A 24,668-nucleotide genomic window follows, 5' to 3' on the forward strand; every position below is an offset into this window, starting at 1 on the left:
AGGGGGGCGCGACCGAAGTCGGCGTCCCCCTCGCCCTTGGTAGCGCTCAGCCGGCCGATCACGTCGGCGACGGGTCCCCCTGCGGCCGGTGCCGTGCGGCCGTCCGGTCGGCGAGGACGGTCAGCGCGGTGACCGCCGCCAGGCCGGCGCCGATCCAGGTGATGGACGTGAGGCCGGCGCCGGCGTTGAGGGCGGCGCCGGCGAGCGCCGGAACGAGGCTGATCCCGAGCTGGAACGCCGAGACGGTGGTGGCCCCGGCGAGTGTCGGCGCCTGTGCCGCGATGGTGAACACCCGCCCGTAGATGGCCGGGTTCAGCACGAATCCGGCGATCCCCAGCAGCAGGACGAGGGGGACGACGGCCGCCGCGTGCCGGGCGAGGACCGCGAGCAGGACGGAACTGGCCACTATCCCGATCGCCCCGGTCAGGAGGGCGTGGCAGGGCCGCCTGTCGGCGATCCTGCCCCCGATGGACAGGCCGACGAAGGCGCCGACGCCGAACAGCGTGAGGATCGCGGGGATCCAGACCCCGGGGACGCCGGTGAGGTCGGTCAGGAACGCGGCGAGGTAGTTGAACGAGATCATGTAGGCGGCGGTGCTGAGCACGGTGACGGCGTAGACGACCCACAGCCGGGGCTGTCTCATGGTGCGCAGCTCACGCCGCACACTGGGTTCGCCGTTCGCGCTCGTCGCGGGCAGCGCGAGGACGGTCAGCACCGCGCCGGCGGCGGTGAGGGCGGCCACGCCCCAGAATCCGCCCCGCCATCCGGTGAAGTAGCTGAGCAACGCGCCCGCCGGGCCGCCGGCGATCATCGCGAGGCTGAGCCCGCTGACGACGACCCCGGAGGCGCGCGCGGTGCGGTCGGGCGGGACGAGGCTGATCGCGGTGACCGCCGCGACCGCCCAGAACCCCGCATAGGCCAGGCCGCAGACGAAACGGGTCGCCAGCAGCACCGGGTAGCTGCCGGTGAGGAGGCCGGTCGCCACGGACGCGGCGAACAGGGCCTGGGCCGCCGTCAGCGTGGTCCGCCGCGGCCAGCGCAGGGTCAGGACGGCCAGGGGCGGACCGCCGATGACGACACCGGCGGCGAACGCGGAGATCAGTGCGCCGGCGGAGGACAGCGAGACGCGCAGGTCCTCGGCGATCGCCGGCAGCACCCCGGCGAGCAGGAACTCCGCGCTGCCCATCGCGAACAGGCTGTACGACAGCAGGTAGACACCGAGTGGCAGTCTCCCGCGGGAGACCGGCGCCCGCCGCCGTGCGGTGTCGACGCTCACCGGCCCGCACCCCGCGACGCACCGTGCCCGCCTGTCGTCCCCGCGGCGGCGGCCGTGGCCCGATGCCGTTCGACGGCGTGGTCGACGTCCTCGTCCAGCAGGTCGGTGTTGATGGCGAACGCGGCGGCGGACCCCATGCCGGCGGCGGTGACGACCTGGGCGCGCGGGTCGATGACGTTTCCGGCGGCCCAGACTCCGGGGACGCTGGTACGGCCGGTGCGGTCGGTGACGACCCAGCCGTTGTCGTCCCTGTCGCAGCCCAGACCGGTCAGCAGCTCGTCGTGGGGGACCATGCGGGGGAAGAGGAAGGCGGCGGCCCGGGGGACGACACGGCCGTCGGTGAGCGCGATGCCGCGCAGCCGGTCGTCCTCGACGACGAGATGCTCGATCTCGCCCTCCACCATGCGCAGGCCGCGCGCCTCCAGCCGTTCCCGGTCCGCCGCCGTCAGCTCCAGGGTGTGCGGGAAGAAGGCGACGTCGTCGCTCCACTGGCGCAGCAGCAGGGCCTGGTGCACCGCCCCGGGGCCGGTGCCGAGGACGGCCAGGGGCTGGTCGCGGACCTCGTAGCCGTGGCAGTAGGGGCAGTGCAGCAGGTCCCTGCCCCACCGTTCGCGCACGCCGGGGATGTCGGGCAGCTCGTCGCGCAGCCCGGTCGCGACCAGGACGCGGCGGGCCTCGATCACCGGCCCGCCCACCAGGTGGACGTGGAAGCCGTGGTCGATGTGCTCCACCCGCCCCTGGACGAGCCGGACGCCGTACCGGGCGATCTCGGCGCGGCCGAGGGCGAGCAGGGTCGCGGGGGGCAGGCCGTCGCGGGACAGGAAGCCGTGCATGTGCGCGGCGGGCGCGTTGCGCGGCCGGCCGGCGTCGATCACCGTCACCCTGCGGCGGGCGCGGCCGAGGAGCAGGGCGGCGTTCAGGCCGGCCGCTCCGGCGCCGACCACCACCACGTCGCGGACCCCGTCGTCCGGGGCGTTCGTCGCCTTGTTCATGGCGATCACCTCCAGGCCCGAGGGTGCGTCCCCCGGTGGCGGATCGACAACTTTTGTTGCCGTTTCTGGGACGCGGGAGGTGGAATGGGGGCATGGACGACGAATCCCCGATCGCCGCCACGCTGGCCCAGGTCGGCTCCCGCCTCAAGCGCATCCGCACCCGGCGCGGGGTGACCCTGGCGGCGCTGGCCGAGGCCACCGGCATCTCCAAGAGCACCCTGTCGCGGCTGGAGTCGGGTCAGCGCCGCCCGAGCCTGGAGCTCCTGCTGCCCATCGCCCAGGCTCACCAGGTGCCGCTGGACGAACTGGTCGGGGCGCCGGAGGTCGGCGACCCGCGGATCCGCATCAAGCCCCGTGTCCGCAACGGCCGCACGGTGATCCCCCTCACCGTCCAGCCGGGGCCCCTGCAGGCCTGGAAATCGATCATCCCGGCCGAGCAGAACCGGCCCGAGCCGTGCACGCACGAGGGCTACGAGTGGCTGTACGTCCTGTCCGGGCGTCTGCGGCTCATCGTGGCCGACCACGACCTGATCATGGGTCCGGGCGAGGCCGCCGAGTTCGACACCCGCCTGCCGCACTGGTTCGGCCCCGCCGGCGACTCTCCCGTGGAGGTCCTCAACCTGTTCGGCCGCCAGGGCGAACGCGTGCACGTCCGCGCCGGACCCCGTTCCCGGCAGGCCCGCACGCCCTGACCGGCAGCGCTAGGACGGATCGGCCAGGCCGGCGTCGTGGACGAGCAAGGCGATCTGCACGCGGTTGTTGAGGTCCAGCTTCGTCAGCAGCCGCGACACGTACGCCTTGACCGTCGCCACGCTCAGCGACAGCTCCCGGCCGATCTCGCCGTTGGTCTTGCCCTGCCCGACCAGCAGCGCCACGGCGCGCTCGCCGTCGCTGAGCCGGTCCAGCAGCGCCCGCGCCCGCGCCTGCCGCGGATCCACCCCGGCGGCGTCGGCCACGTAGGTCATCATCCTGCGCAGCACCGCCGGCGACAGCATCGGCTCCCCGGCCGCCACCCGCCGGATCGCCCGCACGATGTCCGGCGGCGGGGTGTGCTTGAGCAGGAAGCCGCTGGCGCCCGCGCGCATCGCCCGCAGGATGTGGTCGTCGGTGTCGAACGTGGTCAGGATGATGACCTCGGGCGGGTCGCGGCGGGCGCGCAGCCGCTCGGTCGCCGCCAGCCCGTCCAGCCGCGGCATCCGGATGTCCATGAGCACCACGTCGGGGCGGTGCTCGTTGACCGCGGGCACCACCTCGCTGCCGTCCGCCACGTCCGCCACGACCGCGACGTCCTCGGCCCCGGACAGCATCATGGACAGGCCCGCCCGGACGAGCGCGTCGTCGTCCACGATGAGCACGCGTATGGGAGGGTTCACGCCGATCACCTTACGGGCGGCGGTCACCGCGACGGCAGCGGAAGCCAGGCCCGCAGGACGAAGTCGTCCCCGGGGGTGCGGCCGTGCTCCAGGCGCCCGCCGACCAGCTCGGCGCGCTCGCGCAGCCCGATCAGCCCGGCTCCCGCGCCGGGCAGCTCGGTGACGGCCCGTCCCGTCGGCAGCGGGTTGACGATCTCGATGGTCAGGCCCGACTCGGCGGCGTCCATCCGCACCCGCACGCGGCACCCGGGCGCGTGCTTGCGCGCGTTGGTGAGGCCCTCCTGCACGACCCGGAACGCGTGCCGCCCCACGCTCTTGGGCACGGACGCGGGATCGGGGACGCGGTCGTCGAAGGTGATGTTCGCCCCGGTGCGGCGCGACTCCTCGACCAGGGCCGGAACGTCGGTCAGCGTCGGCTGCGGCCGTTCGGCGTCGGCGCCGTCGTCGCGCAGCACGCCGATCACCTCCCGCAGGTCCTCCATCGCCTCGTAGGCGCAGCGGCGGATCACCCCGGCCGCCTCCCGCTGCCGCTCGGTGGCGCCCTCCCCGAACTCCAGCGCCCCCGCGTGCACCGCCAGCAGCGAGATCCGGTGCGCCAGCACGTCGTGCATCTCCCGGGCGATCCGCTCCCGCTCCAGGTGCCGGGCCTCCTCCACGCGCATGTGCTGCTGCTCCTCGGCCTGCCGGGCCCGCTCCCGCCACGACTCGATGAGCTGACGACGCGACCGGGTCAGCATCCCGATCGCCACCAGCACGGCGATGCCCAGCAGGAACACCGCCAGGGTCTCCCAGTACTCGCGCTCGGAACGCCAGGTGGAGTTCATGAACCCCACCGTGATGAACGCCGACTCCGCCCCGGCCACGGTCAACGCCGCCCACCAGGACCGATGCACCGCGACGGTGAACAACGCCAGCCCGAGCGCCCCCATCGCGGCCGTGGAGAACAGCTGCCCGGCCATGAGCACCGCCCAGACCTGCAGGGGCCAGCGGCGGCGCAGCAGGAACAGCACCGTCAGCGCCACGCCTCCGACCACGAAGTCGGTGGACAGCGAGGGGTCGGGGTCGGCGTCGGAGCGGGCGCCCAGCAGCAACAGGAAGCTCAGCAGGGCTGCGGCGGCCGTGACGGCGACGTCGTTGAGCCACTCGCGGGAGGATCGACGCAGCAGCACCCGACCCAAGCTACCGACCCCGGCACGAGCCGCCCAGGTCCGCCGGTCGATGCCGACATCGACTTTCGTCTATCCGGCGGACGCGAAAGCGCCGGGCCTTCGGAACCGAAGACCCGGCGCGTGCCGGGAGCCGCCGCTACGGCGAGCTCAGGCGCTCGATGCCGGGCGGCAGCTGGGACGCGGCGGCCCGGTCGAGCAGGAACAGCGTCCGCTGCCGTCCCCGGGCGCCCGCGCCGGGCACCTGGATCGGGCCCGCCTCCGACAGGGCCAGCCGCACCGCCGTGGACTTGGACTCGCCCGCCGCGATCACCCAGACCTCGCGGGCCGCCCGGATCGCGGGGAACGTCAGCGAGATGCGGGTCGGCGGCGGCTTGGGCGCCCCCCGCACCGCCACGACCGGCCGCTCCTCCTCGTACAGGGCGGGCAGCTCGGGGAACAGCGACGCCACGTGCGCGTCCGGCCCCAGCCCCAGCATCAGCACGTCGAACGACGGCACCGGCCCGTGGTCCTCGGGACGGGCCGCGGCGCGCAGCGCGGCCGCGTACCGGTCGGCCGCCGCCTCGGGGTCGGCGCCGTCCGGGCCGTCGGTGGACGGCATCGGCCGCACCCGCGCCGGGTCGACGTCCACGTGGTCCAGCAGCGCCTTGCGGGCACCGGTCTCGTTGCGCTCGGGGTCGCCGCACGGCAGGAACCGCTCGTCCCCCCACCAGATGTCCAGCGCCCGCCAGTCGATGGCGTCGCGGGCGCGGCTGGCGGCCAGCTCGGCCAGCACCGCGGTGCCCACCCCGCCGCCGGTCAGCACGACCGACGCCGAACCGCGGGCGGCCTGCACGTCCACCAGGCGGGTCACCAGGCGGGCCGCCACCGCGCGGGCCAGCAGCTCCTGGTCGCGGTGGACCAGCACGCCCGGGGTGCTCATGTCGCCTCCGGCTTCGGCGCCCGCGCCGCCCCGCCCGCCGGCTCGGCGGACCGGCCGGACGCGGCGTCCCCGCCGTCGGGGGCGGCGACGAACTCCTCGCGCCCCTTCCCGGCGGCCAAGTCCTTGGCGAACCGCGCCGCCGCCTCCTGGTACACCTCGTCGGGGTCGAGGCGCCGCAGCTCCTCGGCCAGCAGCTCGGGCATCGGGCGGCGCATGAGGGCCACCTGCCGGTCGGGCTGCCCCGGCCGGCACAGCGTGGCCACCCGCCCGTCGGGACGGCAGATCTCGATGTCCCCCTTGCCGGTGACCAGCCGGACCCCGGTGATGCCCGGGCCGTTCGACGTGCCGCGCGACACCGGCACGCCCAGCCGCACCGACAGCCAGGCGGCCAGCAGCTCGGCGCTGGGGCTGTCCGGCTCGGCCGTGACCTCCCCGGAGGTGATCTCGTCGTGGTCCTGGTCCAGCGCGGCCGCCAGCAGCGACCGCCAGGAGGTCAGCCGCGTCCAGGTGAAGTCGGTGTCGCCGGGGGCGTACGCGTCGGCCAGCCGCGCCAGCGTGCCGAGCCGGTCGCGGGCGGCGTAGGAGTCGGTGACGCGGCGCTGCGCGAGCCTGCCGAGCGGGTCGCGGCTGGGCGCCTTGGGCACCTTGCCGCCCGGCCACCACGTCACGACCGGGGTGTCCGGCATCAGCAGCGGGGTGACCACCGAGTCGGCGTGCTCGGCGAGCGGGCCGTACATGCGCAGCAGCACCGTCTCGCCGGGGCCGGTCTCGCCCATGCGGATCTCGGCGTCCAGCCGGGACGAGCTGCCGCGCGCGTCCCGGGAGATCACGGTCAGCACCCGGCAGGGGTGCTCGCGGGACGCCTCGGTCGCCGCCCGCACGGCGTCGTACTGCGCCGACTCGTCGGTCACGATGATGAGGGTGAGCACCATGCCGACCGCCGGACCGCCCATCAGGTGCCGGGCCTGCGTCAGCGCGTCCTGGATGCGGCGCGTGGTGGTGTCGGCCAGATCGATGTTCATCTCTTAGAGTCGCCTCCATGCGCGCCCGTCGCGCGCCATCAGCTCGTCGGCGCTGTCGGGCCCGTACCCGCCGGACTTGTACTGGTCGATCCTGCGCTGGCGGGACCAGTGCTCCACCACGGGGTCCAGGATCCGCCAGGACAGCTCGACCTCCTCCTGCCGGGGGAACAGCGGCGGGTCGCCGATCAGCACGTCCAGCAGCAGCCGCTCGTACGCCTCGGGCGAGGACTCGGTGAACGACTCGCCGTAGGCGAAGTCCATGTTCACGTCCCGCACCTCCATCGAGGAGCCGGGCACCTTGGAGCCGAACCGCACCGTGATGCCCTCGTCCGGCTGCACCCGGATCACCAGGGCGTTCTGCCCCAGCTCCTCGGTGTCGGTCTCGGAGAACGGCAGGTGCGGCGCGCGCTGGAACAGCACCGCGACCTCGGTGACCCGGCGGCTGAGCCGCTTGCCGGTGCGCAGGTAGAACGGCACGCCGGCCCAGCGCCGGTTGCCGATCTCCAGCTTGACCGCGGCGTACGTCTCGGTGCGCGAGTCGGCGGGGATGCCCTCCTCCTCCAGGTAGCCGCGCACCTTCACGCCGCCCTGCCAGCCGGCGGCGTACTGGCCGCGGGCGGTGGCCAGCGACAGGTCGCTGGGAATCCGCACCGCCGACAGCACCTTGGCCTTCTCGGCCCGCACCGCCTCGGCGCTGAAGGAGGTGGGCGGCTCCATCGCCGTCAGCGCCAGCAGCTGCAGCAGGTGGTTCTGGATGACGTCGCGGGCGGCGCCGATGCCGTCGTAGTACCCGGCCCGGCCGCCGATGCCGATGTCCTCGGCCATCGTGATCTGCACGTGGTCGACGTACGACCGGTTCCAGATCGGCTCGAACATCTCGTTGGCGAACCGCAGCGCCAGGATGTTCTGCACGGTCTCCTTGCCGAGGTAGTGGTCGATCCGGAAGATCGACTCCTCGGGGAAGACGCGGTGCACGGTGTCGTTCAGCTCGATCGCGCTGGCCAGGTCGTGGCCGAAGGGCTTCTCGATGACGACCCGCCGCCACGCCCCCTCGGAGCGGTCGGCCAGCCCGGCGCTCTGCAGCTGCTCGACCACCTGGGGGAAGAACTTCGGCGGGATGGACAGATAGAAGGCGTAGTTCCCGCCGGTGCCGCGGGTCTGGTCCAGCTCCTTGAGCGCCATGGCCAGCGCCTCGAACGCGCCCGGGTCGCCGAACTCGCCGGGCACGAAGTGGATGCCCTCGGCCAGGTGCCGCCAGACGTCCTCCCGGAAGGGGGTGCGGGCGTACTGCTTGACCGAGTCGTAGGCGATCTGCCGGAAGTCCTCGTGCTCCCAGGCGCGGCGGGCGAAGCCCACCAGCGAGAACCCCGGCGGCAGCAGCCCCCGGTTGGCCAGGTCGTAGATGGCGGGCAGCAGCTTCTTGCGCGACAGGTCTCCGGTGACTCCGAACAGGACCAGGACACAGGGCCCGGCCACCCGGGGCAGCCGCTTGTCCCGCGGGTCCCGGAGCGGGTTGTGTGCGATGGTCACGTGGCGGCCCTCTCTTCCCGCGTCGTGCCGTGGACCGTTCCTGCCCACTGATTCATCCTGCTATCTCCCGTGGCCGCGCGCGTTCCCCGGGTGCCCCCGTGCGCGGGCCGTCGTGTTCGGTCAGATGTCGGCTCAGATGTCGGCTTGCGTGTCGTGGTACGTGTGCTCGGTATACCTGTGCTCGGTCAGGACGAGCTCATGCCCCTCCCCGGGCGAGTTCGAGCAGCCGGGCCAGGCCCGACCGGCGGTCGTGCAGATGCAACCGGACCACCGGGCGGCCGCCGTGACGTGCCGCCCGCGCCGCGGCCAGCGCCCGCGCCGGCTGCGCGGCGCCCAGCCGGCGATGCCGTCCGGCGACCGGCACGTCGTGCACGACGTTCCCGGTCAGCATCAGGTATACGCCCTTCTCGCGACGATCATTCCCGGTCGCCGGGAGCCGGCGGCCCCAGGTCACCGTCACGGGCCGGGAGGTGCGCGCGGCCATCAGTCCGGCCAGCCGCCTGACCTGCGCGCCCTGCCCCTGCCGCCGGTCGGGGTCGAGGAAGGCCACGATCGCCAGGTGCCCGTCGTCGGTGACCCGCCAGGTCAGCGCGTCCAGCAGGGCGGACAGGTCGCCGCAGGCGGCCAGGGCGGGGTCGGCGGTGTGCGCCGCCACGGCCTGGCTCCCGTGCCCGTCGACGAAGATCGGTTCGTCGGCGGCGTCGGGCCCGGCGGGATCCGGAACGGCGGGATCCGGAACGGCGGGCTCGCCGGCGTCGTCGGCGGCGGGGGAGGCGAGGGGGTCCTCGCCCAGCAGGTGCCCGGCCACGGCCGCCGCGTACTCCCACACGACCAGCTGAGCGGCGAGCGGTCCGGACACCGTGACGTCGTCCTGCCGCGGCCGCCCGTCCAGGGTCACCAGGAACAGGTCGTCGTCGGGCAGCACCGGCAGGCCGCCGTGCTGCACGACCGGAAGCAGGCGCCCGTGCGTCGCCCCGGCCAGCACGGGGGCGATCCAGTCGGCCAGCTCCGGCGGCTCCGCCGAGTACCCGCCCAGCACCACCGTGCCGCGGCCCGCGCGCACCGCGCCGCCCAGGATCGCGCCCAGCACCAGCCCCGGATTGTTCTCCGGACGGGTCAGGGCGGGCAGCACCGCGGTCGCCGCGTCCAGCACCGCCGCCACGTCCGCCCCGGCGAGCCCCGCGGGGACCAGCGCGTACGGCGACAACGCCCCGAAAACCGTGGGCGAGGGGGCCTCGACCACCGCGTGGCCCGCCTCGGCGGCCAGCTTGGCGGACCTGCTCCCGGTGGCCGCGACCGTCACGAACCGCCGCGCCGTCTCGGCCGGGGACAGCCCCAGCTCGCCGAACAGCGCCGTGAACGCCCGGCTCAGGGCGTCGGTGTCGGGGTCGTCCCCGGTGACGACGACGAGGGTGCGGCCCAGCCGCCCGTGGTCGGACGCCAGCCGCGCCACCGGCCCCGGGTCGCCGCTGTCGAACACCGTCAGCGGGCAGCGGCTCCCCGGCGGCCGCTCGGACGGGTCGCGGTCGGCGAGCCAGCGGCGGACGATGACGTCGGCGGCGCGGGCCGGCGGGCCGCCGCCCAGCAGCGCCACCTCGGTGAGACCCGCGTCCCGCGCCCGGGCCCGCAGCTGCGCCACCCGGTCGAGCACGGCGCGCGCCGCGCCCGGCTGCCCGGGCCAGCACAGCGTCCGCCCCTCCCGCTCGGCGGCGGTCGCCGACGGCCACAGCGTCGCGTCCTCCGAGGCCAGCCGGACGGGGACCTGGTCGATCCACAGCCGCCCCATGACCCGCCGGGCGTGCTGCCGCACGGGATCGCGGGCGGTGACGGTGACCCCGCCCGAGACGACCGAGGTGTACTCGGTCACGGGCCCGTCCGTCCCGCCCGGCCGTCGCCGCCTCCCGCGGCGCGGGCCGCTCCGCCGGCGCGCACGCCGGTGCGCGCGCCCGGCGCCGCGCGCACCGCCTCGATCAGCCGGGCCGCGCCCTCCACCGGGTCGCGCAGGTGCAGCCGGACGACCGGCAGGCCCCGCTGCCGCAGCGCCCGCACCTCCGCCAGCGCCCGCGCCAGCTGCAGCTTGGCCAAGCCGTACGAGCGGCCGGGCACCGGATGGTCGGCCAGCGGGTCGCCCGGCGCCGGATCCCCGGTGACGATCAGGAACGCGCCGCCGCCCGGGCCGTCCTTGTGCACCGGGCCGGTGGCGTGCGGGTACGCCGGCCCCTGCCCGTACAGGACGGGACGGCCGCTGCGCCGCGCCAGCGCGGGCGCCAGGTACCGGCCGGAGATGTCCCCGGACACGTACGTGGCGACCGACACGTACCCGTTCATCGGCATGTGCGCCAGCAGCGCGTCCAGCACCCCCTCCAGCCGCGACCCGCCCAGCGACGGCACGTCGGTGTGCACCTCGATCCCGCCGTCGACGAACGCCGGATCACCGGTCAGCAGCGGGCCCGAACCCGCCGCCTGCAGCATCGTCGCCGCGTCGTCCTCGGCCTCCTGCACCACCAGGCTGCCCGGTTCGAACGGGTTGACGCCCATCAGCCAGCCCGCCACCGCCGTGGCGTACTCCCACAGCAGGAACTGCGCGCCCAGCGGCGCCCACAGCGAGGTGTCGGTCTCCGACGAGCCCTCGGCCCGCGGGTTGATCGCGATGCTGTGCACGTCGGGCCGCTCGCCCGGCCCGCCGGACGGGTCGAACGCCAGGATGCCGCGGCCGCGCTTGCCCGTCGCCACCGCCAGCAGCTGGGCGATCCAGGCGCTCAGCGCGGTCGGGCCGCCGGGCTCGCGCAGCATCACCTTGTCGCGCGGGCCGCCCTCGACGCCGCGCTGCGCGCAGCCGCCCAGGATCGCCCCCAGCAGCAGGCCCGGGTTGTCCTCGTCGCGTCCCAGCGACGCGGCCACGGTGGCCGCCTCGTCCAGCACGCGGTAGGCGTCGGCCCCGGCCAGCAGCGCGGGCACCAGCCCGTAGGCCGACAGCGCCCCGTAGTGGCCGGGCAGGTAGGGATCGGTCAGCCCGATGCGGTAGCCGCACTGGCGGGCGAAGTCGTGCAGCGGGCTGCCGTGGTCGGTGATCACCAGGAACCGCGCGGCGATCTCGCGTTCGGACAGGCCGTGCTCGCGGAACGCCGCCATGAAGATCCGCCGGTAGGCGTCGCCCTCGATGGACACGCCCGGCTTGCTGGCCAGCACCACCAGCGTCCGGTCGAGCCGGTCCAGCGCGTAGCCGAGCGCGGCGGCGTCCCCGCCGTCCAGCACGGTCAGCCCGCCCGACGGGGCGTCCGGCCGGGCCGCCGGGTCGGGCACCGCCGGACGCCCGGCGGCCGCCAGCGGAAGCCCGGCGGGGGAGTGCGCCTCGACGATCGCCTGCGCGGGCAGCGCGTCGGCGCCCACGCCGATCAGCACGACGTGGTCCAGGCCGGTGTAGCGGGCCTCGGTGACCAGCGGCTCGATCTGGTTGAGCAGGCCGCGGGAGGCCACGGGCAGGTCGAGCCAGCCCAGCCGGCTGTGGTCGACCGCGCGGCGGCCCCACAGCCTGGGGTCCTTGGCGGCCAGCGCGCCGGGCACCCCGCAGCTGACGAGGTAGTCGCGCGCCTGCAGCGCCGCGTCCAGCACCTCGCCGCGCGTCAGTACGTCGAATCCGGACACCGTTCCTCCCGACGCCCTATCGTTTCAGGAGAGAACAGGCATTCGCGACCCACTCCCGGATCTCTGGACCGTTCAGTCGGTGAGCGCCGCGACGAGGCGGGCGACGCCCGCCGCGCGGTCGCGCAGGTGCAGCCGCACCGCCGGGCGGCCCACCGAGCGCAGCGCCCGCAGGTCGCCGAACGCCTGGGCCAGTTGCAGCTCCCGCAGGCTGTACGGCCGGCCCGGCACCGCCACGTCGCGCGGCGCCTCCCCGGTGAGCTGCAGGAACACCCCGTTCTGCGGCCCGCCCTTGTGGTACTGGCCGGTCGTGTGCAGCAGCCGCGGCCCCCATCCGAACGTGACCGGGGCCGGGCGCTTGCGGATCGCCTCACCGCGCGCGGCCAGCAACCCGCGCAGGCCCGCCGCCGCCGCGTCGCCCTCCCGGTCCAGGTACGCCATGACGGCCAGGTAACCGCCGTCGGGCACCGCCTCCAGCAGGGCCTCCAGCACGCCGGTCAGGTCGGTGACGCCCCGCACCAGCTCCTCGGGGGCGTGCACCTCCACCTCGTCGCACACCAGCGCCGGAACGCGGCTGATCACGGTGGGCGCCAGGCCCTCCTCGGCGCGCAGCAGCGCCGCGGTGTTGCGCTCGGACGCCCGCACGTCCGGCTGGTCGAACGGATTGACGCCCAGCACCCGGCACGCCACCGCCGTCGCGTACTGCCACAGCAGGAACTGCGCGCCCAGCGGCCCGGACACGCCCAGCGCCGTCTCCTCGCCGAACGGCCCGTGCGCCGCCGGATCGTCGGGGCGGGTCCCCAGCACGACCCGCCGCACGTCCTCGGCGGGCTCGAACCCGGGCGCGTCCACGCCCTCGACCACCACCGGCAGCAGGCCCCGGCCGTCCTTGCCGGTCGACTCGGCGACCAGATGCTCGATCCAGCCGTCCAGGCCGCGAAGGCCGGACCCGTTGTCGGCGATCAGCAGCTTGTCCCGGCCGACCAGCACCGAGGCGCCGAGGACGGCGCCCAGCGCCAGCGCCGGGTTCTCGTAGGGCTGGGCCAGCACCGGGACCAGCTCCGCCGCGTCCTCCAGCAGCCCGGCCACGTCCGCGCCCGCCAGCGCCGCGGGCGCCAGCCCGAGCGCCGACAGCGCCGCGTACCGGCCGCCGACGTCCCCGGGTGCGGGCAGCAGCCGGTACCCGGCCGCGCCCGCCGCCTCCGCCAGCGGCGAGCCGGGATCGGTGACGACCACGAACCGCCGCGCCAGGTCGGCGCCGGTGATCCCGGCCTCCGCGAACGCGGCCTCGAACACCCGGCGCAGCGCGTCGGTCTCCACGTTGTCGCCGGGCGGGTCGGCGACCACCACCAGCGTGCGCAGCGGGTCGCCGTCCAGCGCCCGGCCCACCTCCAGCGGATCGGTGGTGTCCAGCACGGTCAGCGGCACGCCGCACGTGCGGGCGATCACCTCCGGTGCCAGCGCGGCGCCCCCCACGCCCGCCAGCACCACCCGGTCCAGGCCCGCGTCACGGGCCGCGCCGGCCAGCTCGGCCAGCCGCGCCGGCAGCGCCCGCGACCGCTCGGGCAGCCGCAGCCACCCGAGCCGCCGGGACGCCTCCCGCGCCGCGTCCGGGCCCCACAGGCCCGCGTGCCCCGAGGTCAGGGAGCGCGGCACGCCGTCGGAGACCAGGCGCGACAGGATCGTCTCGCTCTCGTCGACGACGGCGCCCCGGATGGTGACCGAGACACCGCCCGCGGTCACCACCGCGGTCATGGCCGGCACCTCCCGGGCCGGCCGTCGGAGACGCGACCGCCGCTCCCCGGCGTCACGCGCCGCCCCCGCCGGGCGCCTTGTCCTCCAGCTCGCGGCGGATCGTGCCGAGCATCTCGCTCCAGGACGCCTCGAACTTCTCCACGCCCTCGTCCTCCAGCACGCGCACCACGTCGTCGTAGTCGACGCCGACGTCCGCGAGCGCCCGCATGTGCGCCCGCGCCTCGTCGTAGGCGCCCTGGACGGTGTTGCCGCGCACCTCGGCGTGGTCGGCGGTGGCCTCCAGCGTGGCCTCCGGCATGGTGTTGACCGTCCCGGGCGCGATCAGCTCGTCCACGTACAGCGTGTCGGGCAGGTTCGGGTCCTTCACGCCGGTCGACGCCCACAGCGGACGCTGCGGACGCGCCCCGGCGTCCTTGAGCGCCTGCCACCGGTCGGAGCCGAACTTCTCCTCGTACAGCGCGTACGCCAGCCGGGCGTTGGCCACGCCCGCCTTGGAGCGCAGCTTCGCCGCCTCCTCCGAGTCGATCTTGTCGAGCCGCTTGTCGATCTCGGTGTCGACCCGGCTGACGAAGAACGACGCCACCGAGGCGATCTTCGACAGGTCCAGCCCGTTCGCCCGGGCCTTCTCCAGCCCCTCGAAGAACGCGTCGATGACCTGCCCGTACCGCTCCAGCGAGAAGATCAGCGTGACGTTCACGCTGATGCCCTCGGCCAGCGCCGCGGTGATCGCGGGCAGCCCCTCCACGGTCGCCGGGATCTTGATGAACAGGTTGGGCCGGTCCACCATCCACCACAGCGCCCGCGCCTCGGCGACCGTCTTCTCGGTCTCGCGGGCCAGCCGCGGGTCGACCTCGATGGAGACCCGCCCGTCCAGGCCCTCGGTGCGGTCGTACACCGGGCGCAGCACGTCGCAGCCCCACCGGATGTCGTAGGTGGTGATCGCGCGGGACGCCTCCTCCACGTCCACGCCCCGCACCGCCAGGTCGCGGACCTGGTCGTCGTACGCCGAGCCCTTGCCCAGCGCCTTGGCGAAGATCGTGGGGTTGGAGGTCACCCCCACCACGTTCTTCTCCCGCACCAGCTGTTCCAGGTTGCCGGTGCGCAGCCGCTCCCGGCTGATGTCGTCGAGCCAGATGGACACGCCTTCGGCGGACAGCCGCTTCAACGTCTCACTCATCGTTCCTCCTGCTCGGGGGTCGCGATCGGGGATACGGCGCTCAGTTGCCGGTGGTCTCGCCGCGCCCGGCGCCCTCGGCGTGCGCCTTGATCAGGCTGGCCTTGGCCGCGGCCACCACCCGCTCGGCGGTCAGCCCGAACTGCTGGAACAGCGTCCTGTAGTCGGCCGAGGCGCCGAAGTGCTCCAGGCTCACCGACTCGCCGGCGTCCCCGACGTAGCCGCGCCAGCCCAGCGCCACCCCGGCCTCCACCGAGACCCGGGCCCGCACCGCCGGCGGCAGCACCTGCTGCTTGTAGGACTCGTCCTGCGCCTCGAACCACTCCACGCACGGCATCGACACCACGCGCGTCGGCGTGCCCTCGGCCTCCAGGATCTCCCGGGCCTCCAGCGCCAGCTGCACCTCGCTGCCCGTGGCGATCAGGATCACGTGTGGCCGCCCGCCGTCGACCTCGGCCTCGGCCAGCACGTACCCGCCCTTGGCGGTGCCCTCGGCCGACGCCAGCCCGTTGCCGCGCTCGACCGTCGGCACCTTCTGCCGGGTCAGGCACAGCCCCGCCGGGCGGTCGGTGTGCTGCAGGATCGTGCGCCAGGCCACCGCGGTCTCGTTGGCGTCGGCGGGGCGCACCACGTCCAGCCCGGGGATCGCGCGCAGCGCCCACAGGTGCTCGACCGGCTGGTGCGTCGGGCCGTCCTCGCCCAGGCCGATGGAGTCGTGCGTCCACACGTACGTCACCGGCAGCTTCATCAGCGCCGCCAGCCGCACCGCCGGGCGCATGTAGTCGCTGAACACCAGGAACGTGCCGCCGTACGGGCGGGTGCCGCCGTGCAGCGCGATGCCGTTGAGGATCGCGCCCATCGCGTGCTCGCGCACACCGAAGTGCAGGGTGCGGCCGTACCGGTGCCCGGGGAACTCCTTGGTCTGGAACTCCTCCGGGATGAACGACGGCTCGCCCTTCATCGTGGTGTTGTTGCTCTCGGCCAGGTCCGCCGAGCCGCCCCACAGCTCCGGCAGCACCGGCGCCAGAGCGTTCAGGATCTGCCCGGACGCGGCGCGGGTGGCCAGCTCCTTGCCCGGCTCGAACTCCGGCAGCGCCTTGGTCCAGCCGTCGGGCAGGCGGCGCTCGGCGAGACGGTCGAACTCGGCGGCGCGCTCGGGGTTGTCCTGCCGCCACGCCTTGAACGCCTTGGTCCACTCCGCGCGCAGGGCGCGGCCCCGGTCGGCGACCTGGCGGGCGTGCGCGAGCACGTCGGCGGGCACGTCGAACGTCTTACCGGGGTCCAGGCCGAGGACGCGCTTGGTCGCGGCGACCTCGTCGGCGCCCAGCGCCGCGCCATGGATCTTGCCGGTGTTCTGCTTGTTGGGGGCGGGCCAGCCGATGATCGTGCGCAGCGCGATGAACGACGGGCGGCTCGTCTCGGCGCGCGCGGCCTCCATCGCGGCGGCCAGCGCCTCGACGTTCTCGTGGTAGTCGCCGCCCTCGGTCCAGTCGACGTGGTGCACGTCCCAGCCGTAGGCGGCGTACCGGGCGCGCACGTCCTCCGACAGCGCGATCGCGGTGTCGTCCTCGATCGAGATGTGGTTGTCGTCGTACAGGACGACCAGGTTGCCCAGCCGCTGGTGACCGGCCAGGGCGCTGGCCTCGTGGCTGATGCCCTCCTCGATGTCACCGTCGGAGCAGATCGCCCAGATGGTGTGGTCGAACGGGGAGGCGCCCGGATCGGCGTCGGGGTCGAACAGGCCGCGCTCGCGGCGGGCCGCCATCGCCATGCCGACCGCGTTGGCGATGCCCTGCCCCAGCGGGCCGGTGGTGGTCTCCACGCCCGCGGTGTGACCGTGCTCGGGGTGGCCGGGGGTGAGGCTGCCCCACTTGCGCAGCGCCTTCAGCTCGTCCAGCGTCAGCGGGTAGCCCGACAGGTAGAGCTGGATGTACAGGGTCAGGCTGGAGTGCCCGCAGGAGAGCACGAACCGGTCGCGGCCGGGCCATGAGGGGTCGGTGGGGTCGTGCCGCAGGAAACGCTGGAAGAGCAGGTAGGCGGCGGGAGCCAGGCTCATGGCCGTGCCCGGGTGACCGGAACCCGCTTCCTCCACCGCGTCCATGGCGAGGGCGCGGATCACGTCCACGGCCCGCCGGTCCAGGTCGGACCATTCAAAGGTGCTGCTGTCCCCAGTCACGGAACGCCAGGCTCCTCTCGAACCACTGTCTCGGATTGTCGTGTGCGATGTGCGCGGCGCCGCCGCGCTCGCCCCGCCCCTAGGCGCAACGTGGCCCAGCCCGCGTGTTCTTCCCGCACGGCCCGGACCCCTCGCCCGACCTGCGGCCGCGCGTGGGAGCGCGATACCGCTCGGCCGTCCTCGGACGGCGTCCCGCCGTGGCCGGTGAAGATCATGCTTCGCCGGTCCGAGCCTAGCGGACCGCCGTGCCGTCTCCGTTGACGTCCGTACAGGCGGCGGGGGGCGTGCCGCCTTGACGACCCTTGCCCGATCGCCTTCGGCCCTAACCCCCCGCCCGGGTGAACTCCAGGGGGACGCCGCGTCCCACCGACGGCGCCGTCGACACGCCCCCGGACCCCCCCTCGGCCGCGGCGCGTCCGGTGACCCGGTGCGTGACCCCGGCAGGGGGCGGACTACAGTGATTGCGCGGTCGCTCCAAGCGGCCGCGGTCGTTTCACCGAACCGAGGTGCGACCCAAAACGCGGGGGCGCCGCCGAGGTGGTACGCGAATCTCCTATGCCTAGCTGAACGTGGACCGATTGTGACGGTGCTCAGTAACAAGTACGCGGTCGATCTCGCCGACGAGATGCCGACCGGGATGACCCCCGAGGCGCCCGCGCTTCCGCCGGCCGCGCAGGCCGCGGCCGGGCGGCGCCCGCTGCCCGAGCTGCTGCGGGCCTACGTGGCGCTGACCAAGCCCCGCGTCATCGAGCTGCTCCTGATCACCACCATCCCGGTGATGTTCCTGGCCGCCGGGGGAGTCCCGCCGCTGGGCACCGTGCTGGCGACGCTGGCGTTCGGCACCCTGTCCGCCGCCGCCGCCAACGCGATCAACTGCTACATCGACCGCGACATCGACGCCAAGATGCGCCGCACGCGCCGCCGCCCGCTGGCCCGCGCGCAGGTGACCCCCACCGAGGCGCTGGTCTTCGGCATCGCCCTGGCCGTCGCGTCCACCGTCGGGTTCCTGCTCACCGTCAACGCGCCCGCGGCGGCGGGGGCGGCGTTCGCGATCCTGTTCTACATCTTCGTGTACTCGCTGCTGCTCAAGCGGCGCACCTCGCAGAACGTCGTGTGGGGCGGCATCGCCGGCTGCATGCCGGTGCTCATCGGCTGGACCGCCATCACCGGCGAGCTGGCCTGGACCCCCTTCGTGCTGTTCGGCGTGGTGTTCCTGTGGACGCCCCCGCACACCTGGACGCTGGCCATGCGCTACCGCGAGGACTACGCGGTCGCCAAGGTGCCCATGCTGCCCGTCGTCGCGGGCGAACGGCGCGTCATCGTCGAGTCCCTGATCTACACCTACGCCACCGTCGCGTGCTCGCTGCTGCTGTGGCCGGTCGGGGGGATGGGACCGGTGTACGGCGGTGTGGCCGTCGTGCTCGGCCTGGTGTTCCTGGCCGAGGGGCACCGCCTGCTGAAGGCCGTCCGCGCGGGCGTCACGGGCGTGCACCTGCGCCCCATGCGCTTCTTCCACCTGTCGAACGTGTACCTGGCGCTGCTGTTCACCGCCGTCGCGATCGACCCGCTGCTGCGCTGACCCCCGCCGCCGCGCCGGCCCCCGCGACCGTGCCGACCCCGCCGCCGTCGCGGGCGACGCGCGCTTAGCGCCCGGCCGACGGGCCGGTTACGCTCGCGACATGGCACGCGTAGACCCCAAGGCGGTCCTGGCGGGACGGATCCCCGGGCGCCCGCCGATCGGACTGATCGCCGGGCTCACCGTCTCCTCGCTGTGCGCCCTGGCCGCGCTGGGCGTCTCCGCCCTGTACGGCGGGGCCGGCTTCTGGACCGGGCTGGTCCTGGCGATCCTGCCGATCCCGCTGCTGATCGCGCTGATGCTCACGCTGGACCGGCTGGAGCCCGAGCCGCCGCGCACGCTGGTGTTCTCGTTCATGTGGGGCGCCGGGGTGGCCGTGCTCGGCGCGCTGGTGCTCAACACCCTCGGCATGATCTACGTCACCGTGCCGGTGTTCGGCGAGGCCGAGGGGCACTTCGTCAGCGCCGTGCTCGGCGCCCCGCTGATCGAGGAGACCCTCAAGGGCGCGGTGCTGTTCGGCCTGCTGTGGTTCCGCCGCAACGAGATCGACGGCGTCGCCGACGGGCTGATCTACGCGGGCATGGTCGGCCTCGGGTTCGCGATGATGGAGAACGTCACCTACTACATGCGCGCCTTCGACGAGGGCGGCGCGCACCAGCTCGGCGCCGTGTTCGTGCTGCGCGGCATCGTCGCGCCGCTCAGCCACCCGCTGTTCACCTCCATGACCGGCCTCGGCGTCGCCTACGCCGCCACCCACCGCCGCGGCCGCGTCGTCGTCCCGCTGATCGGCCTGTTCGGCGCGATGCTGCTGCACGGCATGTGGAACGGCGCCACCACGTTCGGGCTGGGCGGCCTGGCCATGGTGTACGTCCTGGACTTCTGCGTCCTGCTCGTCCTGGTCATCCTCGTGGTGGTGGACCGCCGCGGCACCGTCCGCCGCATCGAGACCTACCTGCCGATGTACGCCGGCACCGGGCTGGTCACGCCGCAGGACGTGCAGATGCTGCGCTCCATGCAATCCCGCCGGATCGCCCGGCGCTGGGCCCGGATGGTCGGCGGCCCCGGCGCGGCCCGCGCCATGGCCGACTACCAGCTGGCCGCCACCGAGCTGGCGCTGCTGCACAAGCGCGTCGAACGCGGCGTCGCCGACCCCCGGTGGTTCGACGCGCGCCGCGACGCGCTGCTGAACCTGATGGCGCTGGCCCGCCAGGCGTTCCTGCGGACGCCGCCGCCCGCCGCGCCGCCGTGGGCGCCGCAGGGGCCGTCCGGCTTCATGCCGCCGCACAGTCCCTACGGCCGCTGACGGCGGCTACCGCGGGGGCGGATCCAGGTCACGACGGACCGCCAATACGATGAATGGCGTGGCCGACGAAGTGCTGTCCCTTTTCTCCAGAGCGCGTGACGCCGTGTGGCGTCCCACCCCCGCGTCGATGCGGCTGCTCGCCCTGTTCGGAGTGATCGGCAACGCGGGGATCATCGCGACCGGCGGCGCCGTGCGGGTCACCGAGTCGGGCCTGGGGTGCCCCGAGTGGCCCAAGTGCACCGGCGACAGCCTCGTCCCCACGCACAGCCCCGAGCATCCGGCCGTCAACATGGCCATCGAGTTCGGCAACCGGATGCTGACCTTCCTGGTGCTGGCGATCGGGCTGCTGGTGTTCGTCGCGGCCCTGCGGCTGCGGCCCCGCCGCCGCGACCTGCTGCTGCTGGCCGCCGCCCAGCCGCTGAGCGTGGTCGCCCAGGCGATCATCGGCGGCATCGTGGTGCTGACCGAGCTGCACCCGACGTCGGTGTCGCTGCACTTCCTGGTCTCGCCCGCGCTGCTGATCTTCTGCGTGGCGCTGTGGGTGCGCGCAGGGGAGGGCGACGCGGCGCCGCGCGCCCTGGTCGGCCCGGCCGTCCGGCGCATCGCGCAGGCGCTGGTCGTCGCCACCGGCGCCGTCCTGATCGCGGGCACCGTCGTGACCGGCACCGGCCCGCACGCGGGCGACGCCGACTCCCGCCGCTACGGCTTCAACATCGAGGACGTCACCCGCGTCCACAGCCTCCTGGCGTGGGTCACCGTCGCCCTCACCGTCACGCTGCTGGCCGCCCTGCACCGGACGAACGCGCCCCGCGACGTGCGCCGCCGCACCCTGGAACTGTTCGGGCTTGAGCTGGGCCAGGGCGTGCTCGGCTACGTCCAGTACTTCCTGGGCGTGCCGGCCCCGCTGGTGGTGCTGCACATGCTCTGCGCGGCCCTGATGTGGATCGCCGTGCTGCGCGTCCTGCTGTCCACGCGCGACCGCGGCCCCCTGCCCGTCCCGGCCCCCACCCCCACCCGGACCAAGGCCCCACAGCCCGCCTGACCCGGCCCCCGCTCGTGCGGCCGCACGAAACCGCATCGCCGCGGCGAGCCTTCGTCGGCGGGCAGCGCGCCGAGCACCTGGTGCCCGGCGCGGGCCTGTCAGGTTTTGCGCAGGAAGGCGCGGAGGCGGTCGAGGGGCCAGGTGTTGATGACGTCGTCGGGGGTCAGCCAGCCGCGCTGGGCGGTGCCCACGGCGTAGCGGATGTTGCGGTGGTGGCCGACCGCGTGGGCGTCGGTGTCGATGGAGAACTTGACGCCGAAGCGCTTGGCGCGGCGGATCAGGTCGGCGGGCAGGTCCAGCCGGTCGGGGAAGGCGTCGATCTCCAGTGCCGTGCCGGTGCGGGCGGCGGCCTTGAAGACCTCGTCCCAGTCGGCGTCGACGGGCGGCCGCCTGCCGATCAGGCGGGCGGTGGGGTGGCCGATCACGTGGACGTGCGGGTTCTCGCAGGCCCGGACCAGGCGGCGGGTCATCTCGGCCTTGTCCTGGGTGAAGTGCGAGTGCACCGAGGCCACGCAGACGTCGAAGCCGGCGAGGAAATCGGCGTCCCAGTCGACGCCCCCGTCGGGGTCGATGTTGAGCTCGGTGCCGTGCAGCAGCGTCAGCCCGGGGTGGCGCTCCTGAAGCGCGCGGATCTCCTCGCGCTGGGCCAGCGCCTTCTCGTCGGTCATGCGCTGCATGAACAGGTTGGGCGCGTGGTCGGTGACGGCGTAGTACTCCAGGCCGCGGCCGGCGGCCGCGGCGACCATGTCCGCCAGCGACGCGGTGCCGTCGGTCAGGTCGGTGTGGCTGTGCAGGTCGCCGCGCAGGTCCTCGACGGTGACCAGGCGGGGCAGGTCCCCGGCCAGCGCGGCCTCGATCTCGCCGCCGTCCTCGCGCAGCGCCGGGGGGATCCACGGCAGGCCGAGGCGCTGGTAGACCTCCTCCTCGGTCTCGGAGACGATCAGCTCGTCGGTGCCGGCGTCGAACAGCCCGTACTCCGACAGCTTCAGCCCGGCGCGGACGGCGATCTCGCGGGTGCGGATGTTGTGCGCCTGCGAGCCGGTGAAGTACTGCAGCGCCGCCCCCCACGACTCGGGCGGGACGACGCGCAGGTCGACCTGCAGGCCCTTGACGGTGCGCACGGAGGTCTTCTTCTCGCCGCGCGCGATGACCTCGGTGACGTAGGGCAGCGCGGTGAACGCCTCCATCAGCGGACCCGGGTCGCCGGAGGCGGCCAGCACGTCGATGTCGCCGATCGTCTCGCGCATGCGGCGCAGCGACCCGGCGTAGGTGCAGCGGACGCACCCGGTGACCCGCGACAGCTCGGCCACGATCTCCTCGGCGAGGTCGGCGGCCACGTCGATGAGGACCCGCTCGCCCGCCTGCTGCATCAGCTCGATGCCGTGCAGGATGTTCTCCTCGGTCTTGGCGCCGAAGCCCCGCAGGTCGCGCAGCCGGCCCTGGCGGATCGCCTCGGCCAGCTCGGGCACCGAGGAGATGCCGAGCGCCTCGTAGACCGCCATGGCCTTCTTCGGCCCGAGCGTGGGGATCGAGGTCAGCGCCCGCACCCCCGCCGGGATCTGCGCGCGCAGCTCCTCGACCTGCCGGATGGTGCCGGTGGCGAGGTAGTCGAGCAGCTTCTTGGCGATCGCGTCGCCGACGGTCGGGATCTTCTTCAGCCCGGCCAGGTCGAGCCCGGAGATGTCCTCGGGGTAGCCCGCGATCGCCCGCGCCGCCTTCTCGTACGCCCGGATCTTGTACGCGTCGCCCCCGGTGATGGACAGCAGATCCGCCAGCTCCTGGATGAGGTCCGCCGCCTCGTCGTTCGCCCGTGCCATATCGGCAGTCTAGGAGCCGGGTACGACGTTCCGCCGGGCCGCCGGAGCCGGTGCCGCCGGGGTCAGCGGAGCGGGGCGACCGGGCCGTCGGGGCGCTCGTAGCGGCCCTGGACGACCTCCTCGACGATCTCGGTGACCTCGTCCTCGGACAGGGCGCGGAAGCCGTCGGCGGTGGCGACCGCGACCGTCGGGTAGATGCGCCGTTGGCGGTCCGGGCCGCCGGTGGCGGTGTCGTCGTCGGCGGCGTCGTAGAGGGCGTGCACGCACACCGCGGCGGCGTCCCGCTCGTCCAGGCCGGGCCGGTAGAGCTTCTTCAGCGCGCCGCGGGCGGACGGGGAGCCCGACCCCTCGGCGTGGAAGTCGCGGGCCTCCTGCGGGGAGCCGGTGATGTCGTAGGTGAAGATGCGGCCGCGGTCCTCGTCGGGGTCGTATCCGGCGAACAGCGGCACCACCGCCAGGCCCTGCATCGCCTGGGCGAGGTTGGCCTGCACGACGGCGCCGAGACGGCGGGCCTTGCCCGCCAGCGACAGCCGCGACAGCTCCATCTTCTCGTAGTGCTCCAGCTCGACCTGGAACAGCCGCACCATCTCCATCGCCAGCCCGACGGTGCCGGCGAACGCGACGATCGAGTACTCGTCGGCGCGCTGCACCTTGTCCAGCTCGCGGTAGGCGATCTCGTGGCCGCGGGTGGCGCGGCGGTCGCCGGCCATCATCACGCCGCCGTCGTAGACCAGCGCCAGCACGGTCGTGCCGTGCGGCAGGTCCGGCAGCGTGCCGCCGTCGCGGCCCACGCGGTTGACGGGCAGCAGGTCGGGGGAGTGGACGCGCAGGAAGTCGACGAACGACGCCGATCCCGCCTCGAAGAACTCGGGCGGCAGTCCCTGCTCGTCGGCGCGGCCGGTCACGGCGGCTCCTTTCCGGTTCGTCCTGCGGGTGATCCTTTCACGGGCCGGCGCCGTCCCGCCACCGTGCCGCGGGCGGTCAGGCGGACGGCTCCTCCCGGCCGCGGGTGGCGCCGACGCAGGCGACGATGACGCATCCGATCGCCGCCCACTGGCGGCCCGACAGCACCTCGCCGAGCAGCGCCACCCCGATCAGGGCGGCCACGGCGGGTTCCAGGCTCATCAGGATGCCGAACACCCGGGCGGGCATGCGCCGCAGCGCCTCCATCTCCAGGCTGTAGGGGATCACCGACGACAGCAGGCCCACGCCCAGGCCGAACAGCAGCAGCTCCGGGTCGAGCATCGCCTCGCCGCCCGCGGCGATCCCCACGGGCATGATCGCGACGGTGCCGACGATGCTGGCCACGGCCAGGCCCGTCGAGCCGGGGAACCGCTGCCCGGTCGCCGCGGTCAGCAGGATGTAGGCGGCCCAGCAAACCCCGGCCAGCAGCGCGTACGCGATGCCGACCGGATCCATCTCGCCGCCGCGCGCCAGCATCAGCACGCCGGTGAAGGCCAGCACCGCCCACACCGCGTCGCGTGCCCGCCGCGACCCCATGATGGCCACGGCCAGCGGCCCGAGGAACTCGATCGTCACCGCCACGCCCAGCGGGATGCGGGAGAACGCCTGGTAGATGGAGAAGTTCATCAGCGCCAGCGTCAGCCCGAACCCCGCGACCACGGCCCAGTCGCGCCGGGACCTGCCGCGCAGCGTGACCCGCAGCGCCCCGCGTGTGACGAACGCCAGCACCACCGCCGAGGTGAGCAGCCGCAGCGAGACCACCGCGTCCGGGGGCAGCCGGTCGAACATGTGCTTGGCCAGTCCCGCGCCCACCTGCACCGACAGGATGCCGAGCAGGATCAGCGCGGGCGGCGGCACGGTGCCCAGGGACAGCGGGCGCGCACGTCCCGCGAACCCGCCGGGACGTTCGTACGAGCCGGGGGCCTCAGCGAGCGCCAC

At 74.3% G+C, this 24,668-nt stretch carries 19 protein-coding genes; 4 read left to right on the forward strand and 15 right to left on the reverse strand.

Going from position 1 to position 24,668, the window contains the following annotated elements; translation table 11 throughout:
* Positions 1-58: 58 nt before the first annotated feature.
* Positions 59-1,276, reverse strand: a complete 1,218-nt coding sequence (locus ABZ801_RS14290; RefSeq protein ID WP_360697511.1) for a Cmx/CmrA family chloramphenicol efflux MFS transporter — start codon at positions 1,274-1,276, stop codon at positions 59-61.
* Positions 1,273-2,268 carry an NAD(P)/FAD-dependent oxidoreductase gene (locus ABZ801_RS14295; RefSeq protein WP_360697514.1) on the reverse strand — a complete coding sequence of 332 codons (996 nt, stop codon included), beginning with the start codon at positions 2,266-2,268 and terminating at the stop codon, positions 1,273-1,275. Before ABZ801_RS14295 ends, ABZ801_RS14290 begins: the two co-directional genes overlap by 4 nt.
* 92 nt (positions 2,269-2,360) lie before the next feature.
* Here ABZ801_RS14295 and ABZ801_RS14300 point away from each other — a divergent pair, with 92 nt between their 5' ends.
* Complete coding sequence (locus ABZ801_RS14300; RefSeq protein ID WP_344944852.1) at positions 2,361-2,960, forward strand: XRE family transcriptional regulator; 600 nt, start codon at positions 2,361-2,363, stop codon at positions 2,958-2,960.
* 9 nt (positions 2,961-2,969) lie between these two features.
* Here the strand turns inward: ABZ801_RS14300 and ABZ801_RS14305 are convergent, their stop codons facing one another.
* From ABZ801_RS14305 to tkt, 10 genes are all read right to left on the reverse strand, one after another.
* Positions 2,970-3,641 (reverse strand): response regulator transcription factor, encoded by a 672-nt coding sequence (locus tag ABZ801_RS14305; RefSeq protein ID WP_344944855.1) that lies wholly within the window; start codon positions 3,639-3,641, stop codon positions 2,970-2,972.
* Between the two features lie 23 nt (positions 3,642-3,664).
* On the reverse strand, positions 3,665-4,810 hold the full coding sequence (locus ABZ801_RS14310; RefSeq protein ID WP_360697519.1) for a histidine kinase: 1,146 nt from the start codon (positions 4,808-4,810) through the stop codon (positions 3,665-3,667).
* Positions 4,811-4,946: 136 nt separating this feature from the next.
* Positions 4,947-5,729, reverse strand: a complete 783-nt coding sequence (pgl, locus tag ABZ801_RS14315) for a 6-phosphogluconolactonase (RefSeq protein WP_360697522.1) — start codon at positions 5,727-5,729, stop codon at positions 4,947-4,949.
* Positions 5,726-6,751: a glucose-6-phosphate dehydrogenase assembly protein OpcA gene (locus tag ABZ801_RS14320; RefSeq protein WP_360697525.1), complete on the reverse strand. Its 1,026-nt coding sequence runs from the start codon at positions 6,749-6,751 to the stop codon at positions 5,726-5,728. The genes pgl and ABZ801_RS14320 overlap by 4 nt, the downstream gene beginning before the upstream one ends.
* Positions 6,752-6,754: 3 nt before the next feature.
* Positions 6,755-8,281: a glucose-6-phosphate dehydrogenase gene (gene zwf / locus ABZ801_RS14325; RefSeq protein ID WP_360697528.1), complete on the reverse strand. Its 1,527-nt coding sequence runs from the start codon at positions 8,279-8,281 to the stop codon at positions 6,755-6,757.
* Between the two features lie 196 nt (positions 8,282-8,477).
* Positions 8,478-10,148 (reverse strand): glucose-6-phosphate isomerase, encoded by a 1,671-nt coding sequence (locus ABZ801_RS14330; RefSeq protein WP_344944868.1) that lies wholly within the window; start codon positions 10,146-10,148, stop codon positions 8,478-8,480.
* Positions 10,145-11,926, reverse strand: coding sequence for a phosphoheptose isomerase (locus tag ABZ801_RS14335; RefSeq protein WP_360697531.1), 1,782 nt, complete (start codon positions 11,924-11,926; stop codon positions 10,145-10,147). Before ABZ801_RS14335 ends, ABZ801_RS14330 begins: the two co-directional genes overlap by 4 nt.
* A 72-nt stretch (positions 11,927-11,998) precedes the next feature.
* Positions 11,999-13,678, reverse strand: a complete 1,680-nt coding sequence (locus tag ABZ801_RS14340) for a glucose-6-phosphate isomerase (protein ID WP_360697534.1) — start codon at positions 13,676-13,678, stop codon at positions 11,999-12,001.
* 52 nt (positions 13,679-13,730) lie between these two features.
* Positions 13,731-14,855 carry a transaldolase gene (gene tal / locus ABZ801_RS14345; RefSeq protein ID WP_344944877.1) on the reverse strand — a complete coding sequence of 375 codons (1,125 nt, stop codon included), beginning with the start codon at positions 14,853-14,855 and terminating at the stop codon, positions 13,731-13,733.
* Between the two features lie 40 nt (positions 14,856-14,895).
* On the reverse strand, positions 14,896-17,028 hold the full coding sequence (gene tkt, locus ABZ801_RS14350; protein WP_360697537.1) for a transketolase: 2,133 nt from the start codon (positions 17,026-17,028) through the stop codon (positions 14,896-14,898).
* 580 nt (positions 17,029-17,608) lie between these two features.
* Here tkt and ABZ801_RS14355 point away from each other — a divergent pair.
* The 3 genes from ABZ801_RS14355 to ABZ801_RS14365 all read left to right on the forward strand — a co-directional run bounded on the left by ABZ801_RS14355 (position 17,609) and on the right by ABZ801_RS14365 (position 20,949).
* Positions 17,609-18,607: a heme o synthase gene (locus ABZ801_RS14355; protein WP_344944882.1), complete on the forward strand. Its 999-nt coding sequence runs from the start codon at positions 17,609-17,611 to the stop codon at positions 18,605-18,607.
* A gap of 100 nt (positions 18,608-18,707) precedes the next feature.
* A complete protein-coding gene (locus ABZ801_RS14360; RefSeq protein ID WP_360697542.1) occupies positions 18,708-19,907 on the forward strand; it encodes a PrsW family intramembrane metalloprotease in 1,200 nt (399 codons plus the stop codon).
* Between the two features lie 58 nt (positions 19,908-19,965).
* The gene (locus ABZ801_RS14365; RefSeq protein WP_360697545.1) at positions 19,966-20,949 is read left to right on the forward strand and encodes a COX15/CtaA family protein; all 984 of its coding nucleotides are present in this window, start codon (positions 19,966-19,968) and stop codon (positions 20,947-20,949) included.
* Between the two features lie 98 nt (positions 20,950-21,047).
* Here ABZ801_RS14365 and polX read toward each other — a convergent pair whose 3' ends face one another.
* From polX to ABZ801_RS14380, 3 genes are all read right to left on the reverse strand, one after another.
* Positions 21,048-22,766, reverse strand: coding sequence for a DNA polymerase/3'-5' exonuclease PolX (polX, locus tag ABZ801_RS14370; RefSeq protein WP_344944891.1), 1,719 nt, complete (start codon positions 22,764-22,766; stop codon positions 21,048-21,050).
* A 62-nt stretch (positions 22,767-22,828) separates the two neighbouring features.
* On the reverse strand, positions 22,829-23,671 hold the full coding sequence (prcB, locus tag ABZ801_RS14375; RefSeq protein ID WP_344944894.1) for a proteasome subunit beta: 843 nt from the start codon (positions 23,669-23,671) through the stop codon (positions 22,829-22,831).
* 76 nt (positions 23,672-23,747) lie between these two features.
* Positions 23,748-24,668, reverse strand: a complete 921-nt coding sequence (locus ABZ801_RS14380; protein WP_344944896.1) for an EamA family transporter — start codon at positions 24,666-24,668, stop codon at positions 23,748-23,750.

It is taken from the genome of Actinomadura sp. NPDC047616 (assembly GCF_040642915.1).
GTDB lineage: Bacteria > Actinomycetota > Actinomycetes > Streptosporangiales > Streptosporangiaceae > Spirillospora > Spirillospora miaoliensis.